The following is a 16,926-nucleotide window of genomic DNA, read 5'->3' on the forward strand; positions in this document are numbered from 1 at the left end:
ACTCCCGTTTCATTACAGAATGGTTCGGACTAGGATCGCACAGAACCGGCATCACCGCATGAAGGAGCGCCAATGTACCGATTTCTAGTGGTTTTCACCCTGCTTGCTGCCTGCGGCGGAACTGAGTCCGTGGATGTGGAGGCCTCCGGCCCGGATCCCGAAGCGGCCCCGGTGGACCTGGCCTTTTGCGACGGCGAACCCTTTGCCGATGCGGCGGGCCAACCGGTGTCAGGCATTCAGGCAAGCCTGCCGGACAAGGCGCGGGTGCTGGAACCCGACAGCATCGCCACCCAGGACTATCGCATCGACAGGCTCAATGTCTTTGTGGACGAAAACGGCATCGTTCAGCGCCTGACCTGCGGTTAGGTCACCCTCGACTCGGCAGGTGATTCCCGGATAAGAACAAATTGAGAACATTTGTTGTTGCCCGGATGTCCAGACGCCGTATACTTTCGCTTTGGTTTCCCCGTCTTGGGGCGGAACGGCTGATGCGGGCCGCGCGCGGCCTGCAATCCGGCCCGCTGGCCGTGGTGGCCGAACACTCCAATATGCAGGTCATCACCTCACTGAATATTGAGGCGCAGGCCGCTGGTCTGCATGTGGGCCAACCGGTGCGCGATGCCCATGCCATGTGCGCGGCCCTGATCACCCGCCCGCGCAACGCCCCGGCCGAGGCGGCGTTCCTGACCGCAATCAGGCGCTGGGCGGGCAAGTTCAGCCCCTGGGTGGCCGAGGAAGCTCCGGACGGGCTGGTCATCGACCTGTCGGGCTGCGCGCATCTGTTCGGGGGCGAGGAAACCCTGCTGAGCGTGATCGAGACCGACTGCGCCGATATGGGGCTCGGCGTACAGATGGGCATCGCCGACACGCTGGGCGCGGCCTGGGCCTTGGCGCGTTACGCCGGGCAGGAGGCCGGATCGGACCGTACCGGCGACGCCATCAGCCAGGAGGCCCGCGCCACCCGCGCCCGTGCGGTCAAACGGCGGCACTGGACCAGGGGCGGGGCGGCGCCACAGGTGACGGCGCTGGGGGGCGGGGCCCGAATTGCCCTGCCGGGGCAGACCTATGGCGCACTCGGCCCGCTGCCCATCGTGGCGCTCAGGCTGGAAAACCAGACCGTGGCGCAACTGAACCGGCTGGGCCTGCGCCGGATCGGCGATCTGCTGGGCCAGCCCCGCGCCAGCCTTGCCCGCCGGTTCGGGCGGGGGCTGGTTCTGCGGCTGGATCAGGCCATGGGCAGCGCGCCCGAGCCGGTCTCGCCCGCCCGTCCGCCGCACCATTTCGCGGTGCGCATGACCCTGCCCAACCCGATCGGGCTGAAAGAGGATGTGATGGCCGCCATCGACCGGATGCTGCCCGCGCTCTGCGCCCGGCTCGAGGAGAAAAGGCGCGGCCTGCGCACCTTGCGGCTGGAGGCCCACCGCACCGATCAGGCCGCCGGGATCATCGAGATCGGGCTGGCGCGGCCCAGTTATGACAAACACCGCATCCGTCCCCTGCTCGAGATGAAGATCGACCAGATCGATGCTGGCTATGGCATCGACATGCTGCGGCTTGAGGCGGTGCAGACCGAGCCGGTCCATGCCCGCACCGTCACCGGCCATGCCGAGGCCAGCCGTGCGGTGCGCGACCGGCTGGCGGGCAACACCGCCGTCGATGACCTGATCGGAAAGCTGGGCGCGCGGGTGGGGCTCGAGGCGATCACCCGCCGCCACCCGGCCTCGTCCCACATCCCCGAGAAATCCGCCCAGACCCTCGCCGCCGCCTGGTCCGAGCCTGCGCGCGACTGGCCCGCCCCCATGCGCCCGCGCCCCTTGCTGATGTGGCGGCCCGAGCCGGTGATGGCGCCGGATACCCCGGCCGTACCCGACCGGTTCCGCTGGCGTGGACGAGACTGGCGGCTGGCGCAGGCCACCGGCCCCGAACGCATCGCGCCGGAATGGTGGCTGGACGACCCCGACTGGCGCAGCGGCGTGCGCGACTATTGGGCGGTGGTGACCGAACAGGGCGACCGGCTGTGGCTGTTCTATGGGCATGGCGGCAGCCTGTCTTCGGGCTGGTTCTGTCAGGGCAGTTTCGCGTGACAGTCAGGCAATCACCGAACTGTTTTCCCTGTGACCCGGCCCGCCCTGGCGCTAGGCTTGCGGCATGACCCTGACCCCGCGCCTCGATATTCTCGGTTCCGCCCTTGCCGATGCCAGCCGCGCCCGGATGCTGTGCGAGTTGATGGACGGTCGTGCCTTTACCAACAAGGAATTGGCCAGCGCCGCCGGGATCACGCCGCAAACCGCCACCACGCATCTGCGCAAGCTGGAACAGGCCGGTCTGATCGTGGCCGAGCGCAGCGGGCGCTGCCTCTATCACCGGATCGCGTGCGCCGAGGTGGCCGAGACGCTGGAAACCCTTGCCACGATTGCGCCCGGCGATCATCTTTACCGCGCTCAGCAGCGCAAGGGCGTGCGCATGCTGGAGGCGCGCAGCTGCTATGACCATCTGGCCGGGCGGCTGGGGGTGCGGATCACCGCTGCGCTGCTGGCCACAGGCGACCTCGTCCGGGACGGCGCCGTGTTCCACCCGCAACCTTCGGAGCGTTGGCAGAAACTGGGTGTCCGGCTGGTGGGCCGCGCGCCCCTGGCCCGGCCCTGCCTGGACTGGACAGAACGCAAGTCCCATGTGGCCGGGCCGGTCGGTCGGCAGCTTCTGACACATGCGCTGGAACAGGGCTGGCTGCGCCGCAAACGGGCCGAGCGCGGGCTGATCCTCACCGGTGCCGGAACACAGGCATTCGCTCAGATCCTCGGCCTCCTTCCGGAGACCGCGTGATGCTGCCGCGCCTCGTCTCGAAACGGTTCGCCACCGAAGCCGGGCACCGGATTCTGATTCAGATCCCCGAGCCGGATTGCGACAGGGTGCTGCAAGCCATTCTGGCCGAGGACCCGCTCGAATACGGCGACTATGATCAGGTTGCCTTTTCCGGGCTGGGGCTTCAGCAGTTCCGCTCTTTGCCGGGCGGCAGGAATGCGGCAACGCAGGATGCCGTGACGGTGACGTGCCGCGAACTCTCGGTCTTCACCAGCGCCACGCCGGCGCGGCTGGAACGCATCCTGCGCGCCATCTACCATGCCCACCCTTATGAAGAACCGGTCATTCAGATCATTCCGGCGCTGCGAACGCTGCATATTCGGGGCATGGACGAGGACAATCCGAACCGGTTCTGGAACCGGGAAACCGCCGATTGGGTGCCCGCCGAGCATCGCCGCTGAGTGCTCTCGCGGCGTCAACTGACGGCGATTGCAGGTTTGAAGGCTTGATTTGGCGCGAAAATCCGGCAAGGCTGAAGTTATGAACATGCAGCCTCCCAGCCCGTTTGCTGCGGGCCCGGCCCAGATGCAGGTCGCGTTCGACCGGCGCGAAATGTCTTTGATCCTCTCTGTCTATGGCCGGATGGTGGCTGTGGGAGAGTGGCGCGACTACGGTATCTCAAACCTGCGCGACATGGCCGTTTTCTCAATCTTCCGGCGCACCGCCGAACATCCGATCTATCGTGTGGAAAAACACCCCCGGCTGCGCCAGCGGCAGGGGCTGTACTCGGTGGTGGGGATGGACGGGCGTATCCTGAAACGCGGCCACGACCTTCGCACGGTACTGCGGGTGCTGGAACGCAAGCTGATCCGGCCGGTCGACAACGGCTGAAGCGCTCTAGAGCCTTCTGTGCGCCGTGACAGGGCCGTCGCCCTGCGCCTTGATCCGGGCAATCGCGCTGTCCAGCGGTTCGTACTGAACCGCCATGTGATACGCGTTCGCGTGCAGCAGCGTCTCGGGGTCCGCCACCCAGGCCACATGGCCCTTCCAGAACAGCAGATCACCGCGTTGCGGCGTGGTTCCCACAGGCAGGTCCGTGCCCAGGGCACGTGCCTGATCGCCGCTGTCGCCGGGGCAGGGGATGCCGCAGGCCAGCGTCGCCGCCTGCACCAGCCCCGAACAGTCGATGCCAAACCGGCTGTTGCCGCCCCACAGATAGGGCGTGCCCAGAAACAGCGCCGCGACCGCAACGGGATCGTCATACTTCGTTCCGGTCTCGACCAGATGAACCGCAGGCACATACCCCGCGTCGGTTTCGACAAAACCGCCGCTTTCCGCGCGGGCCGCCAGCCTGCTGCCAAAGCTCAGGGACATGCGTTCGGGGCTTTTCATGTCAGGCCGCGAATAGGCATGCGTTGCCGGTGCCGCGACCCAGTGGGTGGGCCGTTGCGGGTCGCCCAGCACCTCCGACCGGATCCAGCCGGGATAGGTGTCCTTTTCGGATGTGATCCGGCTCCACACTCCGGCCACCTCTTCGATCCTTACCGGATCGCCATAAAGCAACTGGCGATCGCGGGGGCCGTCGGGTTCGCGCAGCAGATCCGCCACCGGCACGTGAACGCTGTGCCCGTTCATGATTTCAGCAACTCGGGCAGCGCCTCGAGCAAGGCGCGCGGGCCTTGCCCAAACCCCCCCTTGCTGCGCCCGGGCGCCCTGGCCTTTTGCCAGCCATAGATATCGAAATGCATATAGGCGCTGTTGCTCACGAAGCGGCGCAGGAACAGCGCCGCCGTGATCGACCCGGCAAAACCGTCCGACGGCGCATTGTCAAGATCGGCGATGCCCGGCTCGATCATCTCTTCATAAGGTTCGTGAAACGGCATCCGCCAGACCGGGTCGGCCACCCTTGATGCCGCCTGCACCAGAACCTGCGCCGCCGCGTCGTCATCGGTATAGAACGGGGCCAGATCGGCCCCCACCGCCACGCGCGCCGCGCCGGTCAACGTCGCCATCGAGATCACCAGATCCGGCTTGTCCTCGTCCGCCAGGGCAAGCGCATCGGCCAGCACCAGCCGCCCTTCGGCGTCGGTGTTGTTGATCTCGACCGTCAGCCCCTTGCGCGAGGTCAGGATATCGCCGGGCCGAAACGCGTTTCCGGCCACCGAGTTTTCCACCGCCGGGATCAGAACCCGCAATCTTATCGGTAACTGCAGCGCCATGATCATCCGCGCCAGCCCCAGCACATTCGCGGCCCCGCCCATGTCTTTTTTCATCAGCGCCATGGCCGCGGCGGGTTTCAGATCCAGCCCGCCGGTATCGAAACAAACTCCCTTGCCGACCAGCGTCAGGCCCGGCCCGCTGTTGCCCCAGTTCATCTCGATCAGCCTTGGTGCTTGCCGGGCGGCGCGCCCGACGGCGTGGATCATCGGCAAATTCCGTGCCAGCAGGTCGTCACCTGTCACGGTCTCGCAGCTGGCGCCGAACTCGCCGGCCAGCGCCTCGACTGCCGTCTGCAGATGTTCCGGCCCCATATCCGATGCCGGTGTGTTGATCAGATCGCGGATCAGGGTTTCGGCATTCGCGATCGCCTCAATCCGGCGGGCGTCGATACCGTCGGGCGCGACCAGCAGGGCCCCGGCCGGAGATTGCGACTTATAACGGTCAAAGGCATATCCGGTCAGCAGCCATCCCAGCGCCTCGTTGGCCGCCTCCTCTTTCTTGAGGCCCGATACGATGCGATAGTCGCCCTTGGGCAGTTTTTCTGCGGCGGCGGCCAGCGGGAAACGCTTGCGCGCCCGCTTGGCCGCGTCGCCGTATCCGGCCAGCACGAACCGGACCGCGCCCTCGCCGCCCGGAACCAGAAGCGTCTGCCCCAACGCCCCGGTGAAGCCGTTGGATGCGACCCATCTGCGGATCTCGGTGTCCTGCGCCTCCAGCCAGGTGTCCAGCTCGGACTGTGCGATCACATGCAGGTGCAGGGCATCGTCGGAAGGCGGGGCAAAGGACAGGGTCATGAGCGGCTCGCATCGTTGAATCGTGGCCCAGACTACTCCGCGCCGATCCACCTGCAAGCCATTTCAGACGGAAAGGTTCCGTTGATCCCAAACCGCGGTCAATGACCGCTCTCCAACCCGGATGAGCCGGAACAGCGTGGCGCTGGCGGCGACCTGATCGTCCGCATCCACCGCTTCGGTGACATCGCCGGCGACCCGGACCAGCGCGGTCATGCCGACCTGTTCGGCAATTGCCACCAATGAACGCGCGGCCCTGCGCAGACCCGGCCAGTCACGCTGCCGCCACATCCGTTCACAACCCGACAGACGCAGGGCCAGCTCCTCGATGGCCCGGCACAGCACGTCCTCGGCACCCGAGTCGCCCAGTTGATCATAAAGATTGCCCAGAGGGTCTGGATCCAGACGCACGGACTCCCTCTGAACGAGTGTGATCACTTTTTCCACCACGTTCACCCCAATCATTTCGCACCCCCACGGCACGACGGCATCCTGAGGCCACAGTAGTTCGCAAATGGTTTCCGGGGAGGCAGATAATGTCTCGAATTTTGTTTCAATTCGGATTAGATCACCCTGCAGCACGGAAATCTTCGGGGATCAAAGGAATGGAATTCGCTAAACCTCTGCCAAATTACCTGACCAAGCGCTACCACGGCTGGAAGGCCACCACCTATGCCGAGAACGAGGCCTGGTACCGCACGCTGGCCAGCGAAGGCCAGCATCCGCGCGCCATGGTGATTTCCTGTTGCGACAGCCGGGTGCATGTCACTTCGATCTTCGGGGCCGATCAGGGCGAATTCTTCATCCACCGCAACATCGCCAACCTGGTGCCGCCCTATGCGCCGGATGGCGACCATCACGGTACCAGTGCGGCGATCGAATATGCGGTCACCGCGCTCAAGGTGGCGCACCTGATCGTGCTGGGGCATTCGCAATGCGGCGGCGTTCAGGGCTGCATCGACATGTGCAAGGGGCAGGCCCCACAGCTTGAGGCCAAGGAAAGCTTTGTCGGCCGCTGGATGGATATCCTGAAACCGAAATACGATCTGGTGGCGGATCTCAAGGACAGCACCGAACAGGCCCGGCAGTTCGAAAAGCAGGCGGTGGTGGCGTCGCTGGAAAATCTGATGACCTTCCCGTTCGTGGCCTCTGCCGTCCAGGAGAAAAGCCTTAGCATTCACGGCCTGTGGACCGATATCGGCGCGGGTGGGCTGCAGTGCTACGATCCTGCGGCAGGCAAGTTCGTACCTGTCTGAGATATCAGGGAACGAAGTTTTCCGGGCACCGTACACCGGTGCCCGAACATGCCTTTGCGGTCAGTCCAGCCGTTGTGACAAAAATGTCCCGTCCGCAATCGACGCCTGATCTGCGCACAGGCGTTCGGTCAGCCCCGCATCGGTGCCGGTCTGCCCCCATTGATCATGGTGTACATGGTTCGCGACGGCGAGGCGCGGACGCCAGCCGGCCTTTTCCAACTCAGGCCTGTCGTGAAATCCTCGAACAAGCCCGACGCAAAGATACGCGACAGGTATGACATCCGTGGGCAGGTTCAGGAGTTCTTTCAGCGCGTCATTGTCAAGAATTGAAACCCAGCCGACGCCCAGCCCCTCGGCCCGCGCCGCAAGCCAGAAGTTCTGCACGGCACAGACCGACGAGAACATGTCCATCATCGGAATATGGGTGCGGCCGATCACCACCGGCCCGGCACGGCTGCGGTCGCAAGTGATGCAGATGTTGAACGGCGCCTCAAGGATACCTTCGAGTTTCAGCTTTCGGTAAGTATCGCGCTGCTCGCCCGAGAACATCAGCGCCGCCTCGGCATGGGCCTCGGCAAAAAGGTCATGCACCTGCTTTCGGGTGCCGCGGTCGCGCAGGATCAGGAAATCCCAGGGCTGCATGTAACCCACAGACGGCGCATGATGCGCCGCCAACAGGACACGACTCAGCCGGTCCTCGGGTATTGGGTCAGGCAGGAAATCACCTCGGGTGTCGCGGCGGGTCAGGATAGTACGATAAACCGCTTCGCGGCTCGCCTTGTTAAAGGCATCGGGCGCCAGCAGCGCCGGTTCTGGAATGGTGGCCATCGGAGTCCCCTTGGATGGTCCCGCGCCGCCCGCCGTCCACGCGGACCGCGCCATCCCTCTCGGCCGGTCTTCTGACTCGGGATCATCCCGTGCGAACCCCTTCCCGGCCAAGGCCAGTGGTTCATGTCCGCACAGTCCCCCTTACAGCGTTGGGCACGTCGCGGGTTTGCACCGCGTTCCCGATTCTCCCGACAGGCGGGCACCGAAAGGTGGGCGGACACTAGACACCCATGCAGGGCAGTCAACGAAAAAGAGGCGCGTTTTCCCTGGCCTTGCGTACGCCGCTTGACAGGCTCCTCCAGTTTGGACGGTTCGATCCGCTTCAGTCGAGGCAAGAACTTGTGCGCCATTGTGGCGCGCGTTAGCATTTCTTCCTGTGATTGTTTAAGAGGGATTTGTTATGGCTCGTCATAGTTATGGCCATGCCGTTGAAGGCACGCGTGTTTCGGACGCGAACGTCGAAAGAACAAGGCAAAACAGAGGTCGGACCAAGCCGGGGATAACCGCAACCTATAGGATCGTTTCAGGTGCAATTTGTGTTGTCACAGGGTTCGCCATGCGGTTGGCGGCGAAAACAATAAACGATCCCAGCTTTACCCCGGAAACAGCATCGAATTTCCTGCCCGCGCTGCTGTTCGCGTTTCTGTATCACGTCGTCGTATTCGGCGGCATGTTCATAGCGATTATTTTCTACAAAAGGTACCCGAGGTTCGCCTGGATCATCTTTGCAAACTTCTTTGGCTATACGTGGGCCAGCATATCGATTCGAAGCGGTGGGTTTTTCGGGCTGTAAACAATAGCAAAGAAGGCGACACATTGTATCGCCTTCTGCAATTCCACATCCAACCGGTTTCAACCCTTTTTCAGTACTTCCCGGCCCAGAAGCTCGGCGATCTGCACCGCGTTCAGGGCCGCGCCCTTGCGCAGGTTGTCGCTGACGCACCACAGGTTCAGGCCGTTCTCGATGGTCGAATCCTGACGGATGCGGCTGATGAAGGTAGCGAAATCGCCGACGCATTCCACCGGCGTGACGTAGCCACCGGCCTCGCGCTTGTCGATCACCATGATGCCCGGCGCCTCGCGCAGGATGTCGCGGGCCTCGTCCTCGTCCAGAAACTCTTCGAACTCGATGTTCACGGCCTCGGAATGGCCGACGAACACCGGCACCCGCACACAGGTCGCGGTGACCTTGATCTTGGGGTCCACGATCTTCTTGGTCTCGGCCACCATCTTCCACTCTTCCTTGGTCGAACCGTCTTCCATGAAGACGTCGATATGCGGAATGACGTTGAAGGCGATCTGCTTCTGGAACTTCTTCGGCTCAACTTCGTTGATCGGGTTGTAGACGGCCTTGGTCTGATCCCACAGCTCGTCCATCCCCTCTTTGCCGGCACCGGAAACCGACTGATAGGTCGAAACCACGACGCGCTTGATCCTGGCGCGGTCATGCAGCGGCTTCAGCGCGACAACCATCTGCGCGGTCGAGCAGTTGGGGTTGGCGATGATGTTCTTGTTCTTGTAGTCGTGGATCGCCTGCGGGTTCACTTCCGGCACGATCAGCGGGATTTTGGGGTCATAGCGATAGAGCGACGAATTGTCGATCACCACACAGCCCGCCGCCGCCGCCTTGGGTGCGTAATCCTTGGTCGCGGCCGAGCCCACGGCGAACAGCGCCATGTCCCAGCCGGTAAAGTCAAAGGTGGCCAGATCCTGGGTGGTGAGTGTCTTGTCGCCAAAGCTGACTTCGGTGCCCAGCGAACGGCGGCTTGCCAGTGCGGCAAGTTCGTCCACGGGGAACTGGCGCTCGGCCAGGATGTTCAGCATTTCGCGGCCCACGTTACCCGTGGCGCCGACGACGACGACGCGATAGCCCATTTTCCGTCTCCAAAGTTAAGGACGCGCGTTCATAGCACCGTTTGTCCGAGAAGAAAGGGGTATAGGCGCCGTATTTGCCCTGCCGGTGCTGATTTGAGGCGTGGCGCGGTGTCTCAGCCCCCGGACAGCAGGCCCTGATACACCTCGACCAGCGCTTTTGCCTCGCCTTCGATATCAAAATGGCGTTCGACATGAGTTCGGGCAGCGGTCCCGGAACTTGTCAGAGAATCGCGGTCCGCCAGCATCCCGGCTGCCGCATCGGCCAGGGCCTTTATGTCATCGGGCGCCACGACGCGGCCCAGCGACGGATCGGTCACGATCTCGGAAAACGCGCCCACATCCGTGGCCACCACCGGCACGCCGCAGGCCATCGCCTCCAGCGGGGTCAGGCCGAACCCTTCCCAACGCTGCGGCGCGATGAACAGGTCCAGTACCTGATACCATTCCGCGATCCTGTCCACCGTGACCTCGGGCATGAACAGGATACGGTCGGCCAGCCCGGCCTCGGCCACCTTCCGTTTCAGATCGTTCAGAAATCCCACATGCTTTTCGGTCGCCCGCCCCATCACGATGCCCGACACATCGTCGAAGCGCCCGCACAGGTCGATCATCGCATCGACAAAAGCGTCCGTGCCCTTCTGGTGCCGGATGCGGCCATAGCAGCCCAGCAGCAGCCCTCCGGGCAGCCCCAGCCGCGCCCGGATGGCGGCGCGGTCCTCGGGCGGGGTGAAGTCCTGCAGGTTGATCCCGTGCATGATCACGCGCGCATCCCGCTCCAGATACCCGGCGGTCTTGCGCGAGGTCGCCACCACCGCGTCCATCTTGCCGATCAGCCACTTGGTATAGCCGGTGTGCCGCCGCTGCGAGGCGCTGGTGAACAGCAGCTTCAGGCGCATCCGGAACAGGCCGCGCAGGATCAGGCCCAGCAGCATTTCCGTATTCCGCCGCGCGTGCCAGACCCGCAGGGACCGGCGCGGCAGGAACGGCACCTTCGCCAGCGGGATATGCGGAATGTCATCGGGCAGGCCGGGGCCGGTGGCGGCGATGTCGATCCGCCTGGCCTGCAGCGGCACCAGCCGCGCGATCGTCGCGGTGACGCCGGACAGCCTGCGTTTCAGGTTGGGGGCGATGACACGCACGTCGTTCACTGGTCTCTCCCGATCCGTTTGCCGCCGGTCAGTCGATACTGTCGCGGCTGAACAGGTATACCGCGCAACCAAGGCCAAGCGCGACCGCAAAAAAGCCGAAAATGGTCACATAGGGCGCAGTCACGCTGACATCGGCCGCCGCCGCATGCATCCGGCCGGTGGCGAACTGCATCAGGCCGACGCCGCCAATGCCGAACAGGTTCAGCAGCGTCACACCCCGTCCGACCAGATGCGCCGGAACGAAGGCCCGGCCATGTGCCATGATCACCGGAAAAGACGCGCCCATGAATCCGATCACCGCCATCAGCATGACCGAGGACCACACCGCGTGGCCAATCCACAGGCACAACAGCCCCAGTGCCGCCGCCCCCAGGGCATTGCCGCCCAGAACCACCCATTTGCGGGTTCCGAAGATCCGGTCCAGCGGCCCATAGCTGAAGGTGCCCGCGATCATCGCCGCCCCCATGATCAGCGTCGCCTGCCCGATCTGCGGCGTGCTCAGGTCGAAGACATCGCGCAGATACGGCCCCGCCCACAACCCGCGCAGCGCCGCCGATGGCGCATAGGCGACCAGCATCAGCGGCAGAATGGCCCACAGCCGGGGTTCCTTCAGCAGGTCCAGTACCGATCCTTTCTGCTCCGTATCGATCCGCTCGGGGTCGTGCACGGTCATCCAGATGCCCACCGCGACGCCCGAAGAGATCACTGCCAGCCCCGCCAGCGTGGCGCGCCACCCCATCAATTCCACCGCCAATGCGGTCGGGTATGACGCCACCAGATTGCCCACCGAACCCACACCCAGCATCACCGCAGCCAGCGTGGCGAATTTTGCCGGCGGAAATTCGCGCGCGAAGATATAGTATGACGCCATCAGAACCGGCGAGCAGCCGACCCCGATCAGCACCATCGCAAGGCTGACATGAACGGGCGCTGCCGCCAACGCGAACAGGGCCGCACCTCCGCCGCCGCCCAACAACAGCAACACCGCCGCCGTGCGGCGCGGTCCGATCCGGTCCAGCGCCCAGCCGACCGGGATCTGCATCGCCGCGAATGTCAGGAACCAAAGCCCCGAGGCAGCCGCCAGATCGTCCGGCGCGGCGCCGATATCGCGGCCCAGATCGGCGGTCAGAACTGCCAGAAAGGCCCGAAAGAACTGGCTCAGCACATAGGCCAGACACAAAACCACCAAGCCAGCCTGCATGATCCGCTCCGATACCTGTCTTGTTAAGGATGGTTGACACGTCCCGCCGGTATGCACAAGCGCGCGTATCTGTTCGCGCCCACTGGTCATCGCCGCAATCGCGCTATTTTAATTTGCATGCAGGGAATGAGGGCAGTCATCAGCGAACAGGGCGATTTCTATGCGGCGCTCGCGCCGGTGCGCGATTTTGCTGAGCTTGCCGAGCCCGCGCGATTCACACCGCTGCCCGCGGACTGGCATGTGGGCGTCGCGGACATCGTCGATTCCACCGGGGAAATCCGACGCGGCCGCTACAAGACCGTGAACACCGTCGGCGCCGCCGTGATCTCGGCCATGATGAACGAGATGCCGGACGAGCCGCTCCCGTTCGTCTTCGGCGGCGATGGCGCAGCTTTTGCCGTGCCGGGCAACCTTGCACCGCGTGCGCGCCGGGTACTGGCGAACCTGCGGCGCTGGGCGGAAGAGGAATTTGCGATCCCGCTGCGTGCCGCCCTGGTGCCGTTAAGCGATATCCGCGCCCATGGCCGCGACGTTCGGGTGGCCCGCTACGCAGCCTCTGACGGCGTTGACTATGCCATGTTCTCGGGCGGCGGCATCATCTGGGCCGAGGCGCGCATGAAGTCGGGCGAATACCTTGTGCTCCCCGCCGAACCCGGCGCGCGGCCCGACCTGACCGGGCTGTCCTGCCGCTGGGCCAACAGCCGTACGCAGCACGGGCAGATCGTGTCGGTCGTCATCCAGCCGACCCCTCGCGCCACGGATCGCGACTTTGCCGATCTGGCGCGGCGGATCGTTCAGGCCTCGTCGGGCCTGGAGCGCGGCGGGCATCCGGTGGCGGTTTCCGGCCCGCCTTTGCGCTGGCCGCCGCCGGGGCTGAGCATCGACGCCCACGTGTCGCGTGGCGGCGGCAACCTGACGGTCCAAAAACTGCTGTTGCTCGGGCAGAACCTGCTGATCTGGCTGTTGTTCGTGACGGGGCTGAATCTCGGCTCTTTCGACCCCCGCCACTACCGGCGCATGGTCACCCTCAATACTGATTTCCGCAAATTCGATGACGGGCTGAAAATGACGCTCGACTGCGATCGGGCATCGCGCGACCGCATCGAGCGGCTTCTGGAAGAGGCACGGGCGCAGGGCAAGATCCGTTATGGTCTGCACGCGCAGGACGAGGCGATGATGACCTGTATCGTGCCCTCGGCCACGCGTGACGACCACCTGCATTTCATCGACGGCGCCTCGGGTGGCTATGCCCGGGCCGCCGCCACGATGCGCGATTGACCGCCCCGGCCTATTTCGCCTTCCACCTGGCCGACAACGCGCGGGCGCTCCGGGCCAGCATCAGCACATCGATGCCCACCGCCAGAAACTGCGCGCCCATGTCCAGATAGGCCTGCGCCGCTTCGTCGCTGGTGCCCAGAATGCCGGGGGCCTTCCCGGCCTCACTGATCCGGGTGATGGCGTCGCTGATCACGGCGCGCACCTCGGGCGCGGCGCTGTCGCCCTGAAACCCCATATCCGTTGACAGATCCGCCGGGCCGATGAACACGCCATCGATACCCTCGACCTCAAGGATTTCGTCCAGCGCGGCGATCCCGGCGCGGTTCTCGACCTGCACCAGCAGACAGATTTCGGCGTCGGCGGTTTGAATGTACTCGCCCACCGTTCCGAACATCGTGGCCCGCGTTGCCGTCGCCCCTACACCGCGCGCACCCGTCGGCGGATAGCGGCAGGCGCGCACCAGTTCGCGGGCCTGCTCGGCGCTTTCCACGATGGGGACCAGAATGGTCTGCGCGCCCGCGTCCAGCACCTGCTTGATGATCCAGGTTTCGCCCACCGGTACCCGTACCACCGGGTGCGAGGGGCTGGCCGCCAGCGCCACCAGCTGGTCGCGGATCGCGCGGATGCCGTTGGGGCTGTGCTCGCCGTCGATCACCAGCCAGTCGAACCCGGTGGTGCCCATGATCTCGGCGGTTGTGGCCTCGGCAAAGCTCATCCAGCAGCCGATCAGTCGGTCGCCGCCCAGAAGGGCCTGTTTGAAACGGTTGGTTGGTGCGGGCATAACGGGCCTCTCGTCTTTTGGGTTGCCGGACAGGTTAGGCCATTCGCGGCCCGTGTCCATCAGGGTGTCAGGGCGCGTGCGATTTCGGTGATCACGTCAAAGGCCATCATCACATCGGCTTCGGAGGTTTCGAACTGACCCGCCTGAAAGCGGATCACCAGATCACCGTCGACGCGGGTCTGGGTCAGATAGATGCGGCCATCGTCGTTGATCGCGTTCACCAGCCGCAGGTTCAGATCATCCGGATCGGTCACGCCTTCGGGGACATAGCGAAAGGTCCACAGCGACCACATCGGCGGGGTCACGATCTCGAAATCCGGCTCTGCCGCCAGCCGGTCATGCAACCTGCGCGACCAGCCGATATGATTGCGCAGCCGTTGGCGCAGCCCCTCCAGCCCATAGGCGCGGATCACGAACCACAGCTTCAGCGCCCGGAACCGGCGGCCCAGCGGCACCGACCATTCGGAATAGTTGACGATCCCGTCACGCCCATGAGTCTTGAGGTATTCCGGGCTGATCGCCAGCGTTTGCACCAGGTCGTCGGGGTTCTTCAGGAAATGCGCGCAGCAATCGAACTGCACGCCCAGCCATTTATGCGGGTTGAAGACGATGCTGTCGGCCTGTTCAACACCCGTCCAGTAATGACGATAGTCAGGGCAGATCATCGCCGAACCCGCCCAGGCGGCGTCGACATGGCTGTAAAGACCGTATTTCGACGCGATTTCCAGACAGCGTTCCACCGGGTCGGTCGCCCCGGTGCCGGTGCCGCCAACGCACAGGATCACGCCTGCCGGGTGATGCCCGGCGGCCAGATCTGCCTCGATCGCGGCCTCCAGCGCTTCGGGGTCCATCCCACGCCAGTCGCCCCTGACCGGGATGCGGACAAGATTATCCTGCCCGATCCCTGCGACCCAGATCGCCCGGTCGATCGAGGTATGAACCTCGGATGAACAATAGACGCGCAGCGGTTCTTGCGCGAACAGCCCCCGCTGGTTGCCCTGCCAGGCCAGCGCCTTTTCACGCATGGTCAGCACCGCGGCCAGGGTGGCGGACGAGGCGGAATCCTGAATGACGCCGGCAAATCCTTCGGGCAGACCCAGCGCCTGCCGCAGCCAGTCCATCATCCGCGTTTCCATCTCGGTCGCCGCCGGCGAGGTCTGCCACAGCATGCATTGCGGCGCGATGGCACTGGCCAGAAACTCGGCCAGAACCGACGGGGCGGAAGCGTTCGAGTTGAAATAGGCGAAGAACCGCGGATGCTGCCAATGCGTAATGCCGGGCATCACGACCTCTTCAAAGTCACGAAATACCTTTTCGATCGGTTCGGGCTGCTCCGGCGGCGACGCAGGCAGCGCGTTCAGAATATCGCCGGGTTCGGACCGGGCGCGCACCGGGCGGTCCGCAACGGTCAAATGATAATCCTGCGCCCAGTCTGCCGCCTTGCGGCCCCATGCGCCAAATTCATCCCACTTCATCGCCTACTCCGTTCTGCCGGGCCTCATATTTACCCGCACCCATGGGCCAATTCATAGACCATGCCATGATATATAATTAACAAGTGAAGTAAATGAGCCAATTTGTCCCTTACCGCAGGTCACTGATCGGTTGCTAACCGGCGGAAATTCGGCAAGGATTCCTTTATGAGTCAAGACCTGCCGCTAACGTCAAGATCCCTGCCGATCGCATTGCTGCGCGCGCGTGAGAGGGTGATGGGCCCGATCCGCGCCATGCTGGCCGATGTCGGCATCACCGAACAGCAATGGCGCGTGTTGCGGGTGCTGCAGGAAGAGGGCCCGCAGGACCCCACGCGGATTTCCGACCGCGCCTGCCTACTGTTGCCCAGCCTTACGCGCATTCTGCAAAAGCTCGAGGAAAAGGATCTGATCGAGCGGCGCCCCGACGCCCATGACCGCCGCAAGCAGGTCATCAGCATCCGCGACAAGGGGCGCCAGATCATCGCGGAAAACCTAAACACCAGTGTCCGAGCCTCCGAGCGCATCCGCGCCCAGATGGGGGCGGAACGCTATGAGACCCTGCTGGATTTGCTCAACGAACTGCACGACATGGACGAGTGAGCGGAACACGGCCCGAAAAAACTGCCGGTTCCTTCACGTCCCGTTTGCCGGAAATCGCCCCCCGCAGGTCCCGCCGGAGACAAGGGGGGCTATCTCCGGCGGGGTGGCCAGGATGATACTGGTTACTTGGCCTGACCACAGGCCGGATGTTCCCGGCCGAAACCGGAATCCAGCCTCTGCAACAGGGCTTAAATGGCCTGAAATGAGGCCGCCCATTCCACAGAGAAGCTTGGGTGCGGGTTCTCTGATGGGTGTGCCCTGAAGCATTCCTGTGCCGCCACATGCGTGAGTGGCCATGTTCCTTCATGTCCCGAAAGTTTTTTGACTGGGATTCGCCGCCCCAATTGTCAGTGGATCTGGGCAAATTGACCGCCCCGCCGCGCACCTTAGCAGGGAAATGGCCCGGCCCGGTTCCATCTCTAGGCTGACAAGTAGCCCGCATATACCGATTGCCAAGCCAATGGCACGAAAATTCTTTGATCACGTTTACGTTCGCCGTCGCGCATCCTTCCAGCGCGAGATGTGCGCCTGCGCATTCCTTGAGTTCCGGTGATACGCGGTGCGTGACGCGCGGTGTCAGCGAATCGGCGAACGCTTTGGCATTTCCGCCCGGCCAGCCTTGCACCGGGCCGATTGCTTCATAAGATAACATCTTGTGCAACACGCGTTTG

General features: G+C 64.1%; 18 protein-coding genes and 1 riboswitch. Of the genes, 9 read left to right on the forward strand and 9 right to left on the reverse strand.

The annotated features are described in order from the left end of the window. Positions 1-72 precede the first annotated feature (72 nt). The 5 genes from ACR0AO_RS10135 to ACR0AO_RS10155 all read left to right on the forward strand — a co-directional run bounded on the left by ACR0AO_RS10135 (position 73) and on the right by ACR0AO_RS10155 (position 3,693). Complete coding sequence (locus ACR0AO_RS10135; RefSeq protein WP_480603023.1) at positions 73-366, forward strand: I78 family peptidase inhibitor; 294 nt, start codon at positions 73-75, stop codon at positions 364-366. A 65-nt stretch (positions 367-431) separates the two neighbouring features. Then, positions 432-2,084 carry a DUF6504 family protein gene (locus ACR0AO_RS10140; RefSeq protein ID WP_480603174.1) on the forward strand — a complete coding sequence of 551 codons (1,653 nt, stop codon included), beginning with the start codon at positions 432-434 and terminating at the stop codon, positions 2,082-2,084. Between the two features lie 64 nt (positions 2,085-2,148). Further along, positions 2,149-2,823 carry an ArsR/SmtB family transcription factor gene (locus tag ACR0AO_RS10145; protein ID WP_480603024.1) on the forward strand — a complete coding sequence of 225 codons (675 nt, stop codon included), beginning with the start codon at positions 2,149-2,151 and terminating at the stop codon, positions 2,821-2,823. Continuing rightward, complete coding sequence (locus tag ACR0AO_RS10150) at positions 2,823-3,263, forward strand: YqfO family protein (RefSeq protein WP_480603025.1); 441 nt, start codon at positions 2,823-2,825, stop codon at positions 3,261-3,263. Before ACR0AO_RS10145 ends, ACR0AO_RS10150 begins: the two co-directional genes overlap by 1 nt. Before the next feature lie 79 nt (positions 3,264-3,342). Then, positions 3,343-3,693 carry a DUF2794 domain-containing protein gene (locus tag ACR0AO_RS10155; RefSeq protein WP_480603026.1) on the forward strand — a complete coding sequence of 117 codons (351 nt, stop codon included), beginning with the start codon at positions 3,343-3,345 and terminating at the stop codon, positions 3,691-3,693. A 6-nt stretch (positions 3,694-3,699) separates the two neighbouring features. Here ACR0AO_RS10155 and ACR0AO_RS10160 read toward each other — a convergent pair whose 3' ends face one another. The 3 genes from ACR0AO_RS10160 to ACR0AO_RS10170 all read right to left on the reverse strand — a co-directional run bounded on the left by ACR0AO_RS10160 (position 3,700) and on the right by ACR0AO_RS10170 (position 6,269). Then, positions 3,700-4,437: a C40 family peptidase gene (locus tag ACR0AO_RS10160; RefSeq protein ID WP_480603027.1), complete on the reverse strand. Its 738-nt coding sequence runs from the start codon at positions 4,435-4,437 to the stop codon at positions 3,700-3,702. Continuing rightward, complete coding sequence (locus ACR0AO_RS10165; protein WP_480603028.1) at positions 4,434-5,816, reverse strand: leucyl aminopeptidase family protein; 1,383 nt, start codon at positions 5,814-5,816, stop codon at positions 4,434-4,436. The genes ACR0AO_RS10160 and ACR0AO_RS10165 overlap by 4 nt, the downstream gene beginning before the upstream one ends. Before the next feature lie 63 nt (positions 5,817-5,879). After that, entirely contained in the window at positions 5,880-6,269 is a 390-nt protein-coding gene (locus ACR0AO_RS10170) for a hypothetical protein (protein ID WP_480603177.1), read from the reverse strand. 149 nt (positions 6,270-6,418) lie between these two features. Between ACR0AO_RS10170 and ACR0AO_RS10175 the strand changes: the two genes are divergently transcribed. Then, entirely contained in the window at positions 6,419-7,069 is a 651-nt protein-coding gene (locus tag ACR0AO_RS10175; RefSeq protein ID WP_480603029.1) for a carbonic anhydrase, read from the forward strand. Between the two features lie 60 nt (positions 7,070-7,129). Here the strand turns inward: ACR0AO_RS10175 and bluB are convergent, their stop codons facing one another. Next, positions 7,130-7,897, reverse strand: a complete 768-nt coding sequence (bluB, locus tag ACR0AO_RS10180) for a 5,6-dimethylbenzimidazole synthase (RefSeq protein ID WP_480603030.1) — start codon at positions 7,895-7,897, stop codon at positions 7,130-7,132. 44 nt (positions 7,898-7,941) lie between these two features. Beyond that, a riboswitch (cobalamin riboswitch) is annotated at positions 7,942-8,119 on the reverse strand. A 178-nt stretch (positions 8,120-8,297) separates the two neighbouring features. Between bluB and ACR0AO_RS10185 the strand changes: the two genes are divergently transcribed. Continuing rightward, positions 8,298-8,690 (forward strand): hypothetical protein, encoded by a 393-nt coding sequence (locus ACR0AO_RS10185; protein WP_480603031.1) that lies wholly within the window; start codon positions 8,298-8,300, stop codon positions 8,688-8,690. 59 nt (positions 8,691-8,749) lie between these two features. Here the strand turns inward: ACR0AO_RS10185 and ACR0AO_RS10190 are convergent, their stop codons facing one another. From ACR0AO_RS10190 to ACR0AO_RS10200, 3 genes are all read right to left on the reverse strand, one after another. Next, complete coding sequence (locus ACR0AO_RS10190) at positions 8,750-9,772, reverse strand: aspartate-semialdehyde dehydrogenase (protein WP_480603032.1); 1,023 nt, start codon at positions 9,770-9,772, stop codon at positions 8,750-8,752. Positions 9,773-9,885: 113 nt separating this feature from the next. Continuing rightward, positions 9,886-10,920, reverse strand: a complete 1,035-nt coding sequence (locus ACR0AO_RS10195) for a glycosyltransferase family 4 protein (RefSeq protein ID WP_480603033.1) — start codon at positions 10,918-10,920, stop codon at positions 9,886-9,888. Positions 10,921-10,948: 28 nt separating this feature from the next. Beyond that, complete coding sequence (locus ACR0AO_RS10200) at positions 10,949-12,121, reverse strand: MFS transporter (protein ID WP_480603034.1); 1,173 nt, start codon at positions 12,119-12,121, stop codon at positions 10,949-10,951. 126 nt (positions 12,122-12,247) lie between these two features. On the opposite strand from ACR0AO_RS10200, the gene ACR0AO_RS10205 reads away from it, so the two are divergent. Beyond that, entirely contained in the window at positions 12,248-13,399 is a 1,152-nt protein-coding gene (locus ACR0AO_RS10205; RefSeq protein ID WP_480603035.1) for a DUF3095 domain-containing protein, read from the forward strand. A 10-nt stretch (positions 13,400-13,409) separates the two neighbouring features. Here the strand turns inward: ACR0AO_RS10205 and ACR0AO_RS10210 are convergent, their stop codons facing one another. Both ACR0AO_RS10210 and ACR0AO_RS10215 read right to left on the reverse strand, forming a co-directional pair. Beyond that, on the reverse strand, positions 13,410-14,180 hold the full coding sequence (locus ACR0AO_RS10210) for an HpcH/HpaI aldolase family protein (protein WP_480603036.1): 771 nt from the start codon (positions 14,178-14,180) through the stop codon (positions 13,410-13,412). Between the two features lie 59 nt (positions 14,181-14,239). Then, on the reverse strand, positions 14,240-15,655 hold the full coding sequence (locus tag ACR0AO_RS10215) for a pyridoxal phosphate-dependent decarboxylase family protein (RefSeq protein ID WP_480603037.1): 1,416 nt from the start codon (positions 15,653-15,655) through the stop codon (positions 14,240-14,242). A gap of 165 nt (positions 15,656-15,820) precedes the next feature. Here ACR0AO_RS10215 and hpaR point away from each other — a divergent pair, with 165 nt between their 5' ends. Next, entirely contained in the window at positions 15,821-16,255 is a 435-nt protein-coding gene (gene hpaR, locus ACR0AO_RS10220; protein ID WP_480603038.1) for a homoprotocatechuate degradation operon regulator HpaR, read from the forward strand. The last annotated feature ends 671 nt before the right edge of the window (positions 16,256-16,926 follow it).

It is taken from the genome of Ruegeria sp. AF8, from assembly GCF_056541825.1.